Below are 17,783 nucleotides of genomic sequence, written 5' to 3'. Positions count from 1 at the left end.
ATTAATGGCACGTAACTATGCAGAACAGCTAGTTGACACCCTAGAAAAGCAGGGTGTCGAGCGCATTTATGGCCTGGTCGGTGACTCTCTGAATCCGATTGTGGATGCAGTTCGTCGCTCCTCCATCGAGTGGATTCACGTCCGCAATGAGGAGGCTGCAGCCTTCGCCGCTGAGGCAGATTCCCTGACCACCGGCAAGCTGGCAGTATGTGCTGCATCCTGCGGTCCGGGCAACACTCACCTCATCCAGGGCCTGTATGACGCCCACCGCAACGGCGCCAAGGTTCTGGCACTGGCTTCCCATATTCCATCCCGCCAGATCGGCTCCAAGTTCTTCCAGGAGACCCACCCAGAGGCAATCTTCCAGGAGTGCTCTGGTTATTGCGAGATGGTCAATTCCGCTGAGCAGGGCGGTGTTGTCCTGCACCATGCCATCCAGTCCACTATGGCAGGCAACGGCGTTTCCGTCCTGGTCATCCCGGGCGACGTCTCCATGCAGGACGCCGACGATGACTCCTTTGTGGAGTCCAAGATCTCTACTGGTCGCCCAGTCGTCTTCCCGGACCCAGCCGAGGCTGCGGCCCTGACCCAGGCCATCAACGAGGCTAAGACTGTCACCCTCTTCGTTGGCGCTGGCGCCAAGGATGCCCGCGAACAGGTGCTGAAGCTGGCGGAGAAGATTAAGGCTCCTATCGGCCACGCCCTGGGTGGCAAGATGTACATCCAGTACGAGAACCCATTCGATGTGGGCATGAACGGCCTGCTGGGCTACGGTGCGGCACACGAGGCCACCCACGAGGCTGACCTGCTCATCCTGTTGGGTACCGACTTCCCGTATAACGACTTCCTGCCGGATGCCAACGTGGCACAGGTGGACATCAACGGCTCCCACATCGGCCGCCGCACCAAGATTTCTTATCCGGTTACCGGCGACGTAGCCGCTACCATCGAGAACATCCTGCCGCACGTGGATGAGAAGAAGGACCGCTCCTTCTTGGACAAGATGCTCAAGAAGCACTACGGCAAGCTGGAGCACGTCGTGGAGGCCTACACCTCCAACGTGGAAAAGCACACCCCGATCCACCCAGAGTACGTTGCAGACCTCATCGATAGGAACGCGGATGAAGACGCCATCTTCACCGTCGATACCGGCATGTGCAACGTGTGGGGCGCTCGCTACATCACTGCCAACGGCAAGCGCGAGCAGATTGGCTCCTTCCGCCACGGCACCATGGCCAACGCCCTGCCACAGGCGCTGGGTGCACAGGCCGCTAACCCTGGCCGCCAGGTCATCACCTTCTCTGGTGACGGCGGACTATCCATGCTGATGGGTGAGCTGCTGACCGTAAAGCTCCACAACCTGCCTATCAAGATGTTCGTGTTCAATAACTCTTCCCTGGGCATGGTCAAGCTGGAGATGCTGGTGCAGGGTCTACCGGAGCACGAGACCGACCACGAGTCTGTCAACTTTGCCAAGATTGCAGAGGCTTCCGGTATCAAGCACTTCCGCATCGAGGATCCGAAGGAAGCTCCGGAGCAGATCAAGAAGGCGTTGGCCTACAACGGCCCGGCTCTTATCGACGTCGTTACTGACCCCAACGCCCTGTCCCTGCCACCAACGCTGACCATCGAGCAGCTCATGGGCTTCTCCAAGGCCGCAACCCGCACCGTTCTGGACGGTGGTGTGGGCCAGATGATCACCATGGCAAAGTCCAACCTGCGCAACATCCCACGCCCGCAGGACTTCTAAATAGCGCGCCGCGTTAGTTACCACGCTCTTCCTCACTAGGGGAGGGGCGTGGTTTTCTTTTGCGGCGACCAGGGCGAGCATCTATGTTCACAGGATTCAGCCAGAAACTCTTCAGTAGGCTGGGAAGCAAGCGTGTCATGATTGCGTGATAGAAATTCGCAACCTTTAAGGGAGTCTGAGGAGAACATGGAAGACAAAAAACTCGCCAAGGTTCTTGTCGTCGATGACGAGCCCAATATTGTGGAGCTGCTCACCGTATCGTTGAAGTTCCAGAACTTCGAGGTCTTCAGCGCCAATTCCGGCCACGAGGCGCTGCGCGTAGCCCGTGAGGTAAACCCTGATGCCTACATCCTGGACGTGATGATGCCGGGCATGGACGGCTTCGAGCTGCTAGGAAAGCTGCGTCAGGAGGGGCTGGACGGCCCGGTGCTGTACCTCACGGCAAAGGATGGGGTGGACCAGCGCATCCACGGCCTGACCATCGGTGCGGATGATTATGTGACCAAGCCATTTAGCTTGGAAGAGGTCATCACCCGCCTGCGCGTCATCATGCGCCGCGGTGGTGCGGCGGAAGAATCCACCAACGACGCCACCATGAGCTACGCAGATTTGACGCTTAATGATGACACCCATGAGGTCACCAAGGCCGGTGAGCTCATCGAGCTTTCCCCCACCGAGTTCAATCTGCTGCGCTACCTCATGCAGAACAAAGAAGTGGTGCTGTCTAAGTCCAAGATTTTGGATAACGTGTGGCACTACGATTTCGGCGGCGATGGCAACGTGGTCGAGTCCTATATCTCCTACCTGCGCCGCAAGATTGATACGGGCGATACCCAGTTGATCCACACCGTGCGCGGCGTGGGTTATGTACTGCGCACCCCGCGCTCCTAAAGTGCTGTGGTAATGGAAGATTCACAGGAGACCCAGGGCCAGGCGCCTGCGCCAGCGGCAGCGCGCCCGCAATCCATGTGGCATGAAGGCCTAGGGCAAGACGAGGGGGAGGACAAGTCCTCCAAGCGGCGGATGTTTTCCCAGATTCCGCAGGCAATGCCGCTGCGTACGTGGTTGGTCATCCTCCTTGTCGTAGTCTCTGGGCTGGGTATTACAGGCTCGTCCTTTGCGGTGAACTCCATTATGCGCAATGTGCTCTTTAATAACGTCGATGATGAGCTGCGCTCCGCATCGACTACGTGGGCACGCGATATCAGCAATGACTTCTTTATCGGTGATCACACTAAGCGCCCGCCTACCGAATACGTGGTGCTGAACTACCTGCCCAATGGCACCATCCGCTATTCGGGGCCGTCTTCGACCACACCGAATGCGGAGAATATCCCGCTTGGCGGCTATCCCACCACCGTTGGGTCCATCGAGAACAATACCAAGTGGCGCGCGCTGGCTTTTGCGGATTCTAATGGCGTCATCACGGTCATCGCTAAGGATATGACCCATGAAAAGGAAATCCTGCACGGCCTGGCGATGGTGCAGGTGACCATCGCCGCCATCGCCTTGGCCGCCATTGCGGCCGTGGGTTTCTGGTTTATCCGCAGGGCGTTGCGGCCGCTGCGGGTGGTGGAAAAGACGGCGTCGGAAATCGCGGCGGGCGACCTGGACAAGCGCGTTCCCAAGTGGCCGCTGCATACCGAGGTGGGCCAGCTGGCCGCCGCGCTCAATATTATGCTGGGGCAGCTACAGCGCTCCGTCGTGCGTGCGCAGGACAAAGAGGAACAGATGCGCCGCTTCGTAGGTGATGCCTCGCACGAGCTGCGCACGCCGCTTACTAGCCTGCGCGGCTATACCGAGCTTTATCGCTCCGGTGCCACCAAGGACGTGGACATGGTCTTTTCTAAGATCGATGATGAATCGAAGCGCATGTCCCTGCTGGTGGAGGATTTGCTGGCGCTTACCCGCGCCGAGGGTACACGCCTCGACCTGCGTCCGGTGGATCTATTGGAACTGGCCCTGTCCGTAGGCTCGTCCGCGCGTGCGGCCTTCCCCGGCCGCGAGATTTCGGTGGCCAATGATGCCAAGTCCATCCCCGTGGTCAATGGTGATGCCAGCCGCCTGCACCAGGTGCTGCTTAACCTAGTGACCAATGGCATCCGCCACGGCGGCGAGGGGGCCACGGTGACGCTGCGCCTGCGCCGTGAAGCCAATGACGTGCTGATCGATGTCATCGATGATGGCAAAGGCATGTCCAAAGAAGATGCGGCGCATATCTTCGAGCGCTTCTACCGCGCGGATACCTCGCGCACCCGCGATACCGGCGGTTCCGGCTTGGGCTTGGCCATCGTGCACTCCCTAGTGGAACAGCACGATGGCAGCATTAGCGTCGACTCCGAGCTCGGCCGCGGCACCACCTTTACGGTGCGCCTGCCCGCGCTTGCCGACGCCCCCTCTGAGTCCTAGTCCTCCTCCCGAAAGCCTTCCTCGTTGCAGCCCAGGTGCTGGCGGATGCGGGCGGCCGCCTCATCCATCGCGGCATCGTCGGTGTTATCGGCGTCGAAGGCCTTGGCAAAGTCATACTCTTCCATCTTCTCGGTAGGGAAGAGATGGATGTGGGTATGCGGGACGTCGAATCCGGCGATGATATAGCCAGTGCGCGGGGTATTGAACGCGGTCTTGATGGCACCGCCGATTTCCAGGGCGACCTCGTTGAGGTGGGCCCAGGTCTGCGGATCCAGGTCGGTCCACTTATCTACTTCCTCGATGGGCACGACCAGGGTGTGGCCGTAGCGCAGCGGCTCGATGGAGAGGAAAGCCACGCAGGTCTCATCGCGGTAGACAAAGCGAGCGGGTAGTTCACCGTTAATGATCTTGCTAAATACAGAAGCCATGTGTGCCAGGCTACCCGCTGGTTATGATGGTGGGCATGCGCATTCTCGTAATTGGTTCGGGCGGCCGTGAACACGCCCTTGTGAAGGGCCTGTCCGCCGACCCCCAGAGCACCGAAATCCACGCCGCGCCGGGCAGCGCGGCCATGTCCACTCTCGCCACGGTCCACCCGGAATACTCCCAGGTAGATGACGTGGATCGCATGGTAGAACTGGCCCGGGATATCGCCGCAGATCTCGTCGTCATCGGTCCCGAGGTGCCGCTCGTTGCTGGCGTGGCAGACGCCCTGCGCGCCGCCGGCATCGCGGTCTTCGGCCCCAGCAAGGAAGCAGCCCAGATCGAGGGATCCAAGGCCTTTGCCAAGGACGTCATGGAGGCGGCAGGCGTTAAGACCGCTCGCGCGGAACAGCTGCGCCCAGGTGCGGCCGAGGAAGACATTGAGGCCGCGCTCGACCGCTTCGGCCCACAGTTTGTGGTCAAAGACGATGGTCTTGCCGGCGGCAAAGGCGTGGTGGTCACCGCGGACCGCGCCGCTGCCCGCGCTCACGTAGATACCGTCCTTGCCGCCGGCAATCCGGTGTTGCTGGAGTCTTTCCTCGATGGACCTGAAATTTCGCTTTTCTGCCTGGTTGACGGCGAGACCGTCGTCCCGCTGCTGCCAGCTCAGGACCACAAGCGCGCCTATGACAACGACGAAGGCCCCAATACCGGCGGCATGGGGGCGTACACCCCGTTGCCGTGGCTGCCGGAGGAGGGCGTGCAGCGCATCGTGGACGAGGTTTGCGTCCCTGTGGCCAAGGAGATGGTATGCCGCGGCACCCCATATTCCGGCCTGCTTTATGCCGGCTTGGCGTGGGGCGAAGAAGGCCCGGCCGTAGTCGAGTTCAACTGCCGCTTCGGCGATCCCGAGACCCAGGCCGTGCTTTCCCTTCTCAAGTCCCCACTAGCAGAGGCCCTCCACGCCACCGCGACTGGCACCCTGGCCGAGCTCGCGCCGCTGGAATGGGAGGATGGCTTCGCCGTTATCGTAGTCATGGCGGCAGAAGGCTACCCGGCCTCCCCGCGCAAGGGCGATGCCATCTCCGGAGCTGCGCTGGATGATCCGCAACGCGTCCTGCACGCCGGCACCGTTCACACAGACGGGGCCTACCACACCGCGGGCGGTCGCGTGCTTAGCGTGCTGGGAAAGGGATCCACGCTGGCTGAAGCGCGAGCAGACGCCTACGCCACCGTCGACGGCATCGAGTTTGCGGGTGGTTTTGTCCGCCGGGACATCGGCAAGCGAGCAGAAGACGGTGAGATTTCTCTCTAACCCTTCACCCCGCGGTGGGGCAGGCATGGAATAATAGTCACATGGCTGAAAAGAAGAAGATTTCCAACGTCCTGTCCTCCCGCTATGCCTCCGCAGAGCTGTCCAACATCTGGAGCCCGGAGCATAAAATCATCCTGGAACGCAAGCTCTGGATTGCGGTTATGCGCGCCCAAAAGGATTTGGGCGTAGACATCCCCTCCCAAGCCATCGATGCCTACGAGGCCGTGGTGGAAGACGTGAACCTCGAGTCCATCGCGGAGCGCGAGCGCGTGACCCGCCACGATGTGAAGGCCCGCATCGAGGAGTTCAATGCGTTGGCCGGTTATGAGCATATCCACAAGGGTATGACCAGCCGTGATCTCACCGAGAACGTGGAACAGCTGCAAATCCACACCTCGCTGGAGATCATCCGCGATAAGGCCATTGCCGTGGTCTCCCGCATCGGCCGTCATGCCGCCGAGTACCAGTCTCTGGTTATGGCCGGCCGCTCCCATAACGTGGCCGCGCAGGCCACCACCCTGGGCAAGCGCTTTGCTACGGCCGGCGATGAGATGCTGCTGGCCATCGAGCGTGTCGAAGACCTTCTCGCGCGCTACCCGCTGCGCGGCATCAAGGGGCCGATGGGCACCTCCCAAGACATGCTGGATCTCATGGGCGGCTCCGAAGACAAACTTGCCTCCCTGGAGACCGCCATCGCGGATTACCTGGGCTTCCACCGCATCTTCAACTCCGTGGGCCAGGTCTACCCACGCTCCCTCGACTTCGACGCCATCTCCGCCCTAGTGGAGCTCGGCGCCGCCCCGTCCTCGTTGGCCACCACCATCCGCCTGATGGCCGGCAATGAGACCGTCACCGAAGGCTTCAAGGAAGGCCAGGTCGGCTCTTCTGCCATGCCGCACAAGATGAACGCCCGCTCCTGCGAGCGCGTCGGCGGCCTGCAGGTCATCCTCCGCGGCTACCTCACCATGGCCGCAGACCTGGCCGGCCAGCAGTGGAACGAAGGCGATGTCTTCTGCTCGGTCGTCCGCCGCGTCGCGCTTCCCGACGCCTTCTTTGCCCTCGACGGCCAATTCGAAACCTTCCTCACCGTCCTCGACGAGTTCGGCGCCTTCCCCGCCATGATTGACCGCGAATTGGAGCGCTACCTGCCCTTCCTGGCTACCACCCGCATCCTCATGGCGGCCGTGCGTGCCGGCGTGGGCCGCGAGACTGCCCACGAGGTCATCAAGGAAAACGCCGTAGCCGTTGCGCTTAATATGCGCGAAAACGGCGGCGAGCAGGACTTGGTCCAGCGCCTTGCTGCCGATGACCGCCTGCCCATGGACGAGTCCGACCTCGAGGCCGCCCTGGCCGATAAGCACGCCTTCATCGGCGCTGCCGAGTCCCAGGTCAACCAGGTGCTCAACCGCATTAACGCCTTGGTAGGCGAGCACCCCAAGGCCGCCGCCTATACCCCGGGCGAAATCCTCTAGCCCGCATTTTCCGGCTCCCTTCGCAATTCGATCAAATAGTCCCCGGATCCCGCGCGGATTTCGGGGCTTATTTGATCGAAACCTACTCGCCACCCCTGGGCGCTAGAATGAAAGCCATGCGTCTTGAGCTTTCTTCATATACCCATCTTGCCTCCGGCAAGGTCCGCGATATCTACGATGTGGACGAAAACACCCTGCTGATGGTGGTTTCGGACCGCATCTCCGCCTACGACCACGCCTTAGAGCCGGCCATCCCGGATAAAGGTCGCGTGCTGACCGCGACCTCGAAGTTCTTCTTCGATTCCATCGATTTTCCCAACCACCTGGCCGGCCCGCTCGATGATGAGCGCATCCCTGCCGAGTGCCTCGGCCGCGCGATGGTAGTCAAGAAATTGGACATGCTGCCCTTCGAGTGCGTGGCCCGCGGTTTTCTCACCGGCTCCGGTTTGAAGGAGTACAAGGCCAATGGCACCGTGTGTGGCATCGAGCTGCCAGAAGGCCTCGTGGAGGCTTCCCGCCTGCCCGAGCCCATCTTCACCCCGGCCACCAAGGCGGAACAGGGCGAGCACGATGAGAACGTTTCCTTCGACTACGTGGTGGACAAGCTAGGCACCGAGCGCGCCGAGGAGCTGCGCGCGGCCACCCTCCGCATCTACTCCGAGGCCGCCGCGCTCGCGGAGGAGAAGGGCATCATCCTCGCCGATACCAAGTTCGAGTTTGGTCTTGACCAGGACGGTACGCTCGTGCTGGCAGATGAAGTCCTCACCCCAGATTCCTCCCGCTACTGGCCGGCTGATTCTTATGTCGAGGGCGAGGTTCAGCCTTCCTTCGACAAGCAATATGTACGCAATTGGCTGACTTCCGACGCCTCCGGATGGGACCAAGCCGCCGACGGCACCCCACCTCAGCTGCCTGCCGACGTCGTTTCCGCCACCCGCCTGCGCTACATCGAGGCCTACGAGCGGCTGTCAGGCAAGCATTTCGCTGATTTCCTCTCGCCTGAGGACTAACTCCCCGCCGAAGCTCCCGCACCATGGGGTGCCACGCGTACAGTGGGACGGCATGAGCAACGAGAATCTTTCCGCCCCCGTAGCCGCCGTCCACCCCGTGACCCGTTCCTTCCACGGCCGGGAGTTCGTGGATAACTACGAGTGGCTGCGCGATAAGGAATCCCAGGAAACCCTGGATTACCTCAACGCCGAAAATGATTACACCAAGGCGAAGACCGCGCACTTGGAGGAGATGACGGAGAGTATCTTCCAGGAGATTAAGTCCCGCATCAAACAGACTGATATGTCCGTGCCCTCCCGCCGCGGCGATTACTGGTACTACGGCCGCACTGAGGAAGGTAAGAGCTACGGTTATTCCTGCCGCCTTCCAGTAGAGGAGGGGTCCGACCCCTGGACCGCCCCGGTTATCCCGGAGGAAGGCACCCCGGACGGGGAAGAGATTATCCTTGACGCCAACGCGTTGGCCGAGGGGAAGGACTTCTTCGCGCTCGGTGCCGCCTCCATCTCTGATTCTGGCCGCTACCTAGCCTATTCGGTGGATTTTGCCGGAGATGAGCGCTTTGAACTCTACATCAAGGACCTAGAGACCGGCGAGCTTCTCGACGACCACCTAGAGGGCATTTTCTACGGCGCTACCTGGGCTGGAGACGGCTTTATTTTCTACACCACCGTCGACGATGCATGGCGTCCCGATACCATTTGGCGCCACAAGGTAGGCACCGCGCAGTCCGAGGACGTGCAGGTGTTTAAGGAAGATGACGAGCACTTCAACGTCGGCATCGGCAGCGCCCGCTCTGATAAGTACCTCTTCCTTGGCATAAGCTCCAAGGTGACCTCTGAGGTATGGGTGCTCGAAGAGGACAACCCCGAGGGCGACTTCCGCCTGCTGTGGGAGCGTGAATCCGGCGTGGACTACGACGTCGATCACGTCGTCGTCAAGGGCGAGGACTACTGGATTGTCACCCACAATGCCACCGGCCCCAACTTCGAGGTGGGCTATACCAAGGCCGACGGCGAGCTGCCCGCTCTTCGGGATCTGCCCGCGCTGCTGCCTCATAAGGAAACCACCCGCATCGAGGGCGTGGATACCTACCGCGACCAAATTGTGGTGGGTTACCGCCGCGGCGGCATCGGCCGTGCCGCCATCATGCGCATTAACGACGGCTTTGGCGAATTCGAAGAGCTCAACTTCAACGAAGAGCTTTTCACCGTTTCCGTATCTGGTAACCCGGAGTGGGACGCGCCGGTGCTTCGCGTAAGCTATGTGTCCTTTACCCAGCCCGCCCAGCTTTTCGATTACCGCGTGGACACCGGCGAGTACACCCTGCTCAAGGAGCAAGAGGTTCCCGGTGGTTATAATCCGGATGATTATGTGGCCTACCGCGTGTGGACCACGGCTGCCGACGGCACCGACATCCCCGTCTCCATTGTCCATCGCGCCGATCTTGACCGCACCCAGCCGAATCCGACTCTGCTCTACGGCTATGGCTCCTACGAGGTCAGCGTGGATCCGGCCTTCTCCGTGACCCGCCTGTCCCTGATGGACCGCGGCATGATTTTTGCGGTCGCCCACGTGCGCGGCGGCGGCGAGATGGGGCGCACATGGTACGACGATGGCAAAATGCTCAAAAAGAAAAACACCTTTACTGACTTCATCGCCGTTGCCGATGACCTCATCGCCCGAGGCGTGACCACCGCAGACCAAATGGTGGCCGAGGGCGGTTCGGCCGGCGGAATGCTTATGGGTGCAATCGCCAATATGGCCCCAGACCGCTTTACCGCCATCCAGGCCGTCGTGCCGTTTGTCGATCCGCTGACCTCCATTCTCATGCCGGAGCTTCCACTGACGGTGCCTGAATGGGAGGAGTGGGGCGACCCGTACCACGATCCTGAGGTCTATGACTACATGAAGTCCTACTCGCCGTACGAGAATATCGAGGTCAAGGACTATCCGGACATCCTGGCTATTACCTCGCTAAACGATACCCGCGTGCTCTACGTTGAACCGGCCAAGTGGATTGCCCAGCTGCGGGCGACGGCCACCGGCGGTGAGTTCCTGCTCAAAACTGAAATGGCTGCAGGCCACGGTGGAGTGTCCGGCCGTTATGAAAAGTGGCGCCAAAACGCCTTCGAGTATGCGTGGACGATCAATAAGGCCACCGGCTTGGAGAAGTAAAACCCGGATAGGGGGCCAACGCGCGAATCCTAAATTCCTGTGCGATAATTTTCCTTATGAATGGCCACCTTCTGGTATCTATCTCCAGCATCTTTGATGACACACGGAAGCAGGCTAGCCGGCTCCTCTCGATCCTTGATCGGGAGGAGATTCCTGTTTCCCTGCTGATTGCCCCGCATATCGACGGCAACTGGCACCTCGCCAAAGACAAAGACACCAAGAAGTGGCTTCAAGACCAAGCCGATGCCGGCCGCATTCTCATCCTGAACGGTTTCGATCGCTCGGTGCAGGGCCGCCGCGCGGAATTCGCCAACCTCGATTCGCACGAGGCGAAGCTGCGCCTCGCCGGAGCTACCCGCCAGATGGCCAAGATCGGCTTCGAGCCCACCATCTTTGCGCCCCCTCGCTGGCGCATGTCACCCGGTACCTTGCAGGTCCTGCCACAGTTTAAGTTTGAGGTGGCAGCCTCTACCCGCGGCATCCTCCAGATTAGTTCCGGTAAGTTCCACCAAGCCCGCAACCTGTCCTTCGGTGAAGGCTTCGGTTCCGCCAAGTGGTGGCGCAAGAACATTATTCGCGCTGCTGAGCGCTCTGCCCAGCGTGGCAATACGGTCCGCCTGTCGGTTTCCGGCCGCAACCTGGATGACCGCAAAGTAATCAATGACTTCGTCAAAGCCGCCGACCGGGCCATCAACGCCGGCGCGACCCCTGCCGATTACGGCGCTTATCTTCCAAAATAGCCCGCGCATTCCCTCGTCAGAGGCTCCGCGGAGCAATAAGCCCAGCTTCGCGATTTTCGTCCATATAAACCACCACAACCGTCGACGGAAATGGGCGTTTATATGGACGAAAGTCGTGAAATGACCAAAGGCCCCGCCGCTAGGGAGTCTTCCTCCGAAGTTGCGGGGCTAGGGCTAATGGGTGATTAGCGCTGCAAGCTAGTGATGAAGTTCTTCACTTCCTTTGGCAACATGACCCAGATGGGGGCCGGGATGGCCTTGTGGAGGTTTCCGGTCACGGCGAGGAAACCAGGGATGGCGACAAGGCCGGCGATGGCCGCGATGGCGGCGGCGATGCCTGCGCTGACGGAGCTGGTGCTGGAGCTAGAGCCGGTGGCAGGTTTATTCGGCTTTTCAGAAGGATTATCGGAGGGCTTGTCCTCTGGCTTACCTGGCTCATCGGAAGGCTTGTCTGAAGGGGCATCCGCAGGATCGTCTGGCTGGCCGGCGGAGTCGTCCGCGCCGAGGGTGAAGCCGACCTTGACCGGGTCGTGGTCGGAGGCGCGGAATGGGGAGTCATCGTAGAAGTCGACGATATTGTAGTTGCGGCGGGAGTACTCGAAGGCGACGGGTTCGTCGGCATTGATGTTCCAGACTTGGGCGTCGTCAAGCGTGCCGGTGGCTACCTTGTTTGCCAGCACGTGGTCCAAGGTGCCAAGCAGGCCGGAGAACTGGTAGGAGGGATCGGCACCATATTTTTCGGCGGGCACGGTAAAGCCATCGTTGCGGAAGACGTCGAGCGCGGTCTCGTGAGTATAGGTATTGAAATCGCCTAGGGCGAAAAGCGGCTTATCCTTCCAGTCTTCCTGCTTGTGGAGGGCATCGAGGACGGCCTGTGCCTGCGCGTTGCGCACGTTCGGGTTATTGCCCTGGCCATCGCCGGAATCGACATCGCCCTTGGCCACCGAGCCCTTGGACTTGAAATGGTTGGCCACGGCAACGAAGGACTCCTCGCCCTCCTTTAGCGGTTGGAATTCCTGGGCAAGAGGCTCGCGGGCGGTGCCGGTGAAGCGATCGTCCTGGAAGATGCGGGACTCGCCGACAGGCTTCACCACATCCTTGTGGTAGATAAACGCGGTGCGGATGACATCCGGGGAGTCTGGTACGGCGTCCTTGGACGGGGAAGGAACGAAGGCCCACTTATCGGAGCCGGCGGCCTCATTGAGCTTTTCCGTCAGGTGCTTGAGTGCCTTATCGCGCTGGGCAAAGTCACCGGTGACAGCGTAGCCATCTTCGATTTCGGAAAGGCCGATGACATCGGCATCGAGGCCGTTGATGGCCGCGACAATCTTGCGTTCCTGGTCCGCGAGTGCGGACTGAGTATAGGCGCCGCGGGTCTTACCGCGGTTGACCGTGACCTTATTGCCCTCGCGGTCGGTGTAGGCGCTGCCGCCGAATTCCTCGCCCAGGGAGGTGAAGTAATTCAAAACGTTGAAGGCGCCGATGGTGTATTCGCCCTTGACGTCATCGATGGCGTGCAGCTCAGCCTCGCGGGAGTCCTCCCAAGAGATGGGCAGGTCTGCGCCCGCGGTGTTGCCGGTAACCGGGGTGGTGGGCTGGAAGCGCCACTGCTCGTGAGAAAAGCCCACGATGACCGGGTGCTGGAAAGAGACGGTATCGGTGGTGCGCAGGGATTTGATGGTGTGGGCATCGTCCTGGGCGATATATGGCAGTGGGGTTTCCTGGTCGGTTTTGAGGTAATCGCGGGTGCGGCCATCGTCCAAGGTGACCAGTTTATCGGCGTTGTCCTTGGTCAGCTTCTGGATATCGGAATTGGGATCCGTGGAAGGGGAGAAGATATCGGAAGGCTGGCGGAAGGCCTCCTTGCCAGGGGCAAGGCCAATCTCGCCGTACTGGTTGAGGGCGTAGTTATTGGTTACGGTGTGCTCGCCGGGCTGGATGAGCATGTGCTCGAAGGGCTCGCGGGCCTCGTTGCCATCAGGAAGCTGGTCGACCTTCAGTGGGGTGACCTTCTCTAGCGGGGCATCGAGCTGCGTGACCTCGGCGGCGGTGATTTGGGTGGAACCATAGAACTCGGAGACCTTGCCGGTGACCGCAACGGAATCCTCGAGGTCCGGGTACTGGTCGGCTGGCTTATCACCCATGTACACGAAGAGGGCCTGGGAGGCATCGGTAGCTTCGGCACCGGTCCCGCCCGTCTGGATAGTGAAGCCATTGAGGCCACCCTCGCTCCACACGCCGGTGACAACACCCTCGGTGGTAACGGTCTGGTCCTTGAGCGGGGACTCAGCGCCGGTGCCTTGGATATCCGCGATGGCGGTCACGCCTTCGGGAGCTGGCTGCTCGGGCTCGGCCGGATCCTCAGGCTGAGGGGAGGGAGCCTTATTACCGGTATTAGTCGGGGTGGGAGCGCCACTGGTGAAGTCGGCGGCATTGTCATCGGTATCGGTGCCCTCGGCGTCGCGAGAGGCGGATTTGGCATTGGACAGACCCGCAGCAGCGGTGCCCTCCTTGAGGGAAGCGGCGCCGTAGCCGATGGCATCGATGGGGGATCCGGTGGCGTCGGCAAGCTGCACGGAGCCCTTGGAACCGGACATGTTGAGGTTGCCCTCGGCATCTGGGGTAGGCAGTGCATCGCCCGCTCCATTGCCGGCCGCTCCCTGCACGAGGTAGTAGCCATGCGGGGCGATGGTGCCCGAAAGCACTACCTTGCCGCCCGTGTTGCCGGAGGCGGAGAAATACTCCACGGTATAGCCGCTCAGGTCAATCGGGGCATCGGTGGGGTTATAGAGCTCGATGAAGTCATGGGTGAAGGCAGCGCCCTTATTGCCACCGCCCCCGTAGACCTCTGAGATGACTGCGGCGGAGCCGTCGGTGGCAGCCGTGGCAGTGGGTACAGCAAGGGCGGCAGTAGACAAGGCGGTGGCGAGCGCCAGCGCACCTAGGCGACGAGAAGACATAGATTCAACCTTAAATGAGAGCGATAGTGTGCGATGTCTATTAGTAGATCGCCGCGCCGGGGCGGGGTGGAGCGCACGCCGGAGTTTGCCAGAGCGTTGTTTGAGGTTCACGTAGAGTTTGCCCAAGCGGGGTGAAACCCACACTGCGGGGGTGAGTCTAGGTAAAAGCAGGGGGTGCCAACTAAACTAAGCCGCGCAGACCAAAGCCCCATACAGTAAGGCAATATTTTCATGGCTCGTGTAGTTGTCAATGTCATGCCCAAGGCGGAAATTCTGGATCCGCAGGGCCAAGCCGTCGTCCGCGCGCTGGGTCGCATCGGGGTATCCGGTGTCAGCGATGTGCGCCAGGGAAAGCGCTTCGAAATCGAGGTCGACGACTCTGTAACCGCAGAGGACCTAGATAAGGTAGCCGCCACACTGCTGGCCAATACCGTCATCGAGGACTACGAGGTTGTTGGGCTGGAGGTCAAGTAAGTGGCCGCAACAATCGGAGTAATCACTTTCCCCGGAACCCTGGATGATGTGGATGCCGCTCGCGCAGCCCGCACCGCCGGCGCAGAGGTGAAAAGCCTCTGGCACGCAGATAGCGATCTGCACGGCGTGGATGCGGTCGTAGTGCCGGGCGGTTTTTCTTATGGTGACTACCTGCGTTCGGGCGCTATTTCCGCGCTTGCGCCGGTGATGCAGTCCGTTATTGACCGTTCGAAGCAGGGCATGCCGGTGCTTGGCATTTGCAATGGCTTCCAGATTTTGACCGAGGCGGGCCTGCTGCCGGGCGCGCTGACCCGCAATAAGGGCCTGCACTTCCACTGCACCGATACCTACCTGGAGGTGGCCAATTCCACCACCGCATGGACCAGCGAGTTTGAGCAGGGCCAGAAGATTTTGGTGCCGGCCAAGCACGGTGAGGGCCGCTTCCAGGCCGGCGATGATGACATTGCCCGCATCGAAGGCGAGGGCCGCGTGGTCTTCCGCTATACCGATAACTACAACGGCTCTGTCAACGGCATTGCCGGTGTCAGCGATGAATCTGGCCGCATCGTGGGCCTCATGCCGCACCCAGAGCACGCCATTGACACGCTGACCGGCCCATCCACCGACGGACTGGGACTTTTCGTATCCGCCATCAAGGCCGTCGCCCAGGCGCCGGCGGTTTAAGGAGGCCACTTTAATGACCGTTCATAATGACACCGTAGAAAAGGCACAGTCCACCCCGGATGAGCAGCAGCCCTACGCGGAGCTCGGCCTGAAGGATGACGAGTACCAGCGCATCCACGATATTCTGGGCCGCCGCCCTACCGATGCGGAGCTGACCATGTACTCCGTTATGTGGTCCGAGCACTGCTCCTATAAGTCTTCCAAGACGCACCTGCGTTATTTTGGCGAGACCATGACCGAGGAGATGGGGGAGAAGATCCTCGCCGGCATCGGTGAGAACGCCGGCGTGGTGGATATTGGCGACGGCAACGCGGTGACCTTCCGCGTGGAGTCCCACAATCACCCCTCCTACGTGGAGCCCTACCAGGGTGCGGCCACCGGCGTGGGCGGCATCGTGCGCGACATCATGGCCATGGGCGCTCGCCCGATTGCCGTGATGGACCAGCTGCGCTTTGGGCCTGCCGACGCCCCCGATACCAAGCGCGTCCTGCCCGGTGTGGTCTCCGGCATTGGCGGCTACGGAAACTCCCTGGGTTTGCCCAATATTGGTGGCGAGACCGTCTTTGATGAGACCTACGCGGGTAACCCACTGGTCAACGCCCTGTGTGTGGGCACCCTCAAGGTGGAGGACCTCAAGCTGGCCTTTGCGTCCGGCAAGGGCAATAAGGTCATGCTCTTCGGCTCCCGCACCGGTTTGGACGGCATTGGCGGTGTTTCCGTGCTGGCCTCCGATACCTTCGAGGACGGCGCCGAGCGTAAGCTGCCGGCCGTACAGGTAGGCGACCCCTTCGCGGAGAAGGTGCTTATCGAGTGCTGCCTCGATCTCTACCACGCCGGCGTGGTCGTAGGTATCCAGGATCTCGGCGGTGCGGGCTTGGCCTGTGCTACCTCGGAGCTGGCAGCGGCCGGCGATGGCGGCATGGAGGTCAACCTCGATAATGTTCCGCTGCGTGCGAAGGATATGACCGCGGCCGAGATCCTCGCCTCCGAGTCCCAGGAGCGCATGTGCGCCGTTGTGTCTCCGGAGAACGTGGAGAAGTTCCGCGAAATCTGCGCGCACTGGGATGTAACCTGCGCCGAGATCGGCGAGGTTACCGAGGGTAATCACCTGGTTATCCGCCACCAGGGTGAGGTCGTCGTGGATGCCCCAGCCGGCACCATCGCGGACGAAGCCCCGGTCTACGAGCGCCCCTATGCCCGCCCGGAGTGGCAGGACGAGCTGCAGAAGTACCAGGGCACCGACAAGCGTGGCTTGGTTGAGTCTTTGCAGAAGCTCGTCTCCTCCCCGTCGCTGTGCTCGCGCGACTTCATCATGAACCAGTATGACCGCTACGTGCGCGGCAATACCGTCCAGTCCCACCATGCGGATGCCGGTGTGCTGCGCATCGATGAGGAGACCGGCCGCGGCGTGGCCGTTTCTGCCGATGCTTCCGGCCGTTACACCAAGCTGGATCCGAATATGGGTGCCCGCCTCGCGCTGGCGGAGGCTTATCGCAACGTCGCCGTCACCGGTGCTAAGCCCGTCGCGATTACCAACTGTCTGAATTACGGCTCACCGGAAAACCCCGACGTGATGTGGCAGTTCCGCGAGTCGGTGCATGGGCTTGCCGACGCCGCCGTGGAGCTTTCCATCCCCGTCTCCGGCGGCAATGTATCCTTCTACAACCAGACCGGCGAGGAGCCGATCCTGCCCACCCCGGTGGTCGGCGTGCTGGGCGTTATCGATGACGTGCACAAGGCCATTGGCAATGAGCTGGGCACCGTGGGGGAGAAGGAAGTACTTATCGCCTTGGGTGAGACCAAGGACGAGTTTGGTGGCTCAATCTGGCAGCAGGTCAGCGCCGATACCTCCGAGGCTTCCTCCCTCAATGGCCTGCCGCCGCAGGTGGACATGGCCAACGAGAAGCGCCTGGCCGAGTTCTTCCACGGCAATGATTTGCTCACCGCGGCGCACGATATCTCCGAGGGCGGCCTTGCCGTCACCGCCTTTGAGATGGCAAAGCGCGCCGGTGCTACTGCCGACGGCGCCGGCCTCGGCCTCAACCTGGACCTCACCGCGGTCCACGAGGACGAGTTTGTCGCCGCTTTCTCCGAGTCCGCCTCCCGCGTACTCGTGGCCACCACCGCCGACCGCGCCGATCAAGTCCTCGCCCGCGCCGGCGAGCTAGGCATTCCTGCCGCCATCGTTGGCGAGACCACCGAAACCGGCGCCCTTACCCTCGGCGGCGAGTCCGTCGCCATCTCCCAGCTGGTCTCCGCCTGGTCCGCCACTCTGCCGGACCTCTTCGACCATGCCGTGGGTGCTAACTCCGTGGTGGAGTAAAAACTCCCGGCGTTGGACAAACGCAACTAAGCGACAATGCTGAAAGC

At 61.3% G+C, this 17,783-nt stretch carries 13 protein-coding genes; 11 read left to right on the top strand and 2 right to left on the bottom strand.

The genetic code is table 11. The annotated features are described in order from the left end of the window. The first annotated feature begins 4 nt into the window (after positions 1 to 4). The 3 genes from MHK04_RS08255 (at position 5) to MHK04_RS08245 (ending at position 4,159) form a co-directional block, all read left to right on the top strand. Positions 5 to 1,750 (top strand): pyruvate dehydrogenase, encoded by a 1,746-nt coding sequence (locus MHK04_RS08255; RefSeq protein WP_023019888.1) that lies wholly within the window; start codon positions 5 to 7, stop codon positions 1,748 to 1,750. Positions 1,751 to 1,936: 186 nt separating this feature from the next. After that, complete coding sequence (locus MHK04_RS08250; RefSeq protein ID WP_023019887.1) at positions 1,937 to 2,641, top strand: response regulator transcription factor; 705 nt, start codon at positions 1,937 to 1,939, stop codon at positions 2,639 to 2,641. A 12-nt stretch (positions 2,642 to 2,653) separates the two neighbouring features. Next, positions 2,654 to 4,159 (top strand): sensor histidine kinase, encoded by a 1,506-nt coding sequence (locus tag MHK04_RS08245; RefSeq protein WP_023019886.1) that lies wholly within the window; start codon positions 2,654 to 2,656, stop codon positions 4,157 to 4,159. On the opposite strand, the gene MHK04_RS08240 is transcribed toward MHK04_RS08245, so the two are convergent. Beyond that, positions 4,156 to 4,587 (bottom strand): HIT family protein, encoded by a 432-nt coding sequence (locus tag MHK04_RS08240; RefSeq protein ID WP_023019885.1) that lies wholly within the window; start codon positions 4,585 to 4,587, stop codon positions 4,156 to 4,158. The two genes, MHK04_RS08245 and MHK04_RS08240, sit on opposite strands and share 4 nt — an antisense overlap. A 35-nt stretch (positions 4,588 to 4,622) precedes the next feature. Between MHK04_RS08240 and purD the strand changes: the two genes are divergently transcribed. The 5 genes from purD (at position 4,623) to MHK04_RS08215 (ending at position 11,295) form a co-directional block, all read left to right on the top strand. Continuing rightward, positions 4,623 to 5,897, top strand: coding sequence for a phosphoribosylamine--glycine ligase (gene purD / locus MHK04_RS08235; RefSeq protein ID WP_034655982.1), 1,275 nt, complete (start codon positions 4,623 to 4,625; stop codon positions 5,895 to 5,897). Positions 5,898 to 5,938: 41 nt separating this feature from the next. Then, on the top strand, positions 5,939 to 7,369 hold the full coding sequence (purB, locus tag MHK04_RS08230; protein WP_239208394.1) for an adenylosuccinate lyase: 1,431 nt from the start codon (positions 5,939 to 5,941) through the stop codon (positions 7,367 to 7,369). 116 nt (positions 7,370 to 7,485) lie between these two features. Continuing rightward, positions 7,486 to 8,379, top strand: coding sequence for a phosphoribosylaminoimidazolesuccinocarboxamide synthase (locus MHK04_RS08225; protein WP_239208393.1), 894 nt, complete (start codon positions 7,486 to 7,488; stop codon positions 8,377 to 8,379). 52 nt (positions 8,380 to 8,431) lie between these two features. Further along, positions 8,432 to 10,555, top strand: coding sequence for a S9 family peptidase (locus tag MHK04_RS08220; RefSeq protein WP_239208392.1), 2,124 nt, complete (start codon positions 8,432 to 8,434; stop codon positions 10,553 to 10,555). Positions 10,556 to 10,611: 56 nt separating this feature from the next. Further along, entirely contained in the window at positions 10,612 to 11,295 is a 684-nt protein-coding gene (locus MHK04_RS08215) for a DUF2334 domain-containing protein (RefSeq protein WP_239208391.1), read from the top strand. Between the two features lie 185 nt (positions 11,296 to 11,480). Here MHK04_RS08215 and MHK04_RS08210 read toward each other — a convergent pair whose 3' ends face one another. Then, the gene (locus MHK04_RS08210) at positions 11,481 to 14,255 is read right to left on the bottom strand and encodes an ExeM/NucH family extracellular endonuclease (protein ID WP_239208390.1); all 2,775 of its coding nucleotides are present in this window, start codon (positions 14,253 to 14,255) and stop codon (positions 11,481 to 11,483) included. Between the two features lie 231 nt (positions 14,256 to 14,486). Between MHK04_RS08210 and purS the strand changes: the two genes are divergently transcribed. The 3 genes from purS to purL are packed head-to-tail and all read left to right on the top strand — an operon-like array spanning position 14,487 to position 17,736. After that, entirely contained in the window at positions 14,487 to 14,729 is a 243-nt protein-coding gene (gene purS, locus MHK04_RS08205) for a phosphoribosylformylglycinamidine synthase subunit PurS (protein WP_049360085.1), read from the top strand. Beyond that, positions 14,730 to 15,413, top strand: a complete 684-nt coding sequence (gene purQ / locus MHK04_RS08200; protein WP_239208389.1) for a phosphoribosylformylglycinamidine synthase subunit PurQ — start codon at positions 14,730 to 14,732, stop codon at positions 15,411 to 15,413. It abuts the gene before it with no gap. A 13-nt stretch (positions 15,414 to 15,426) separates the two neighbouring features. After that, positions 15,427 to 17,736: a phosphoribosylformylglycinamidine synthase subunit PurL gene (gene purL, locus MHK04_RS08195; RefSeq protein ID WP_239208388.1), complete on the top strand. Its 2,310-nt coding sequence runs from the start codon at positions 15,427 to 15,429 to the stop codon at positions 17,734 to 17,736. The last annotated feature ends 47 nt before the right edge of the window (positions 17,737 to 17,783 follow it).

The sequence above is a fragment of the Corynebacterium nasorum genome, assembly GCF_022345765.1.
Lineage (GTDB): Bacteria > Actinomycetota > Actinomycetes > Mycobacteriales > Mycobacteriaceae > Corynebacterium > Corynebacterium kefirresidentii.
This window is presented reverse-complemented; position numbering and strand designations above follow the sequence as displayed.

Bases quoted from the DNA above. Each gene is read 5' to 3' on its own strand.
- MHK04_RS08245 (WP_023019886.1), top strand. From the start codon at position 2,654: ATGGAAGATTCACAGGAGACCCAGGGCCAGGCGCCTGCGCCAGCGGCA.
- purL (WP_239208388.1), top strand. From the start codon at position 15,427: ATGACCGTTCATAATGACACCGTAGAAAAGGCACAGTCCACCCCGGAT.
- MHK04_RS08225 (WP_239208393.1), top strand. From the start codon at position 7,486: ATGCGTCTTGAGCTTTCTTCATATACCCATCTTGCCTCCGGCAAGGTC.
- purD (WP_034655982.1), top strand. From the start codon at position 4,623: ATGCGCATTCTCGTAATTGGTTCGGGCGGCCGTGAACACGCCCTTGTG.
- purS (WP_049360085.1), top strand. From the start codon at position 14,487: ATGGCTCGTGTAGTTGTCAATGTCATGCCCAAGGCGGAAATTCTGGAT.
- MHK04_RS08210 (WP_239208390.1), bottom strand. From the start codon at position 14,255: ATGTCTTCTCGTCGCCTAGGTGCGCTGGCGCTCGCCACCGCCTTGTCT.
- MHK04_RS08220 (WP_239208392.1), top strand. From the start codon at position 8,432: ATGAGCAACGAGAATCTTTCCGCCCCCGTAGCCGCCGTCCACCCCGTG.
- MHK04_RS08215 (WP_239208391.1), top strand. From the start codon at position 10,612: ATGAATGGCCACCTTCTGGTATCTATCTCCAGCATCTTTGATGACACA.
- MHK04_RS08255 (WP_023019888.1), top strand. From the start codon at position 5: ATGGCACGTAACTATGCAGAACAGCTAGTTGACACCCTAGAAAAGCAG.
- MHK04_RS08250 (WP_023019887.1), top strand. From the start codon at position 1,937: ATGGAAGACAAAAAACTCGCCAAGGTTCTTGTCGTCGATGACGAGCCC.
- MHK04_RS08240 (WP_023019885.1), bottom strand. From the start codon at position 4,587: ATGGCTTCTGTATTTAGCAAGATCATTAACGGTGAACTACCCGCTCGC.
- purB (WP_239208394.1), top strand. From the start codon at position 5,939: ATGGCTGAAAAGAAGAAGATTTCCAACGTCCTGTCCTCCCGCTATGCC.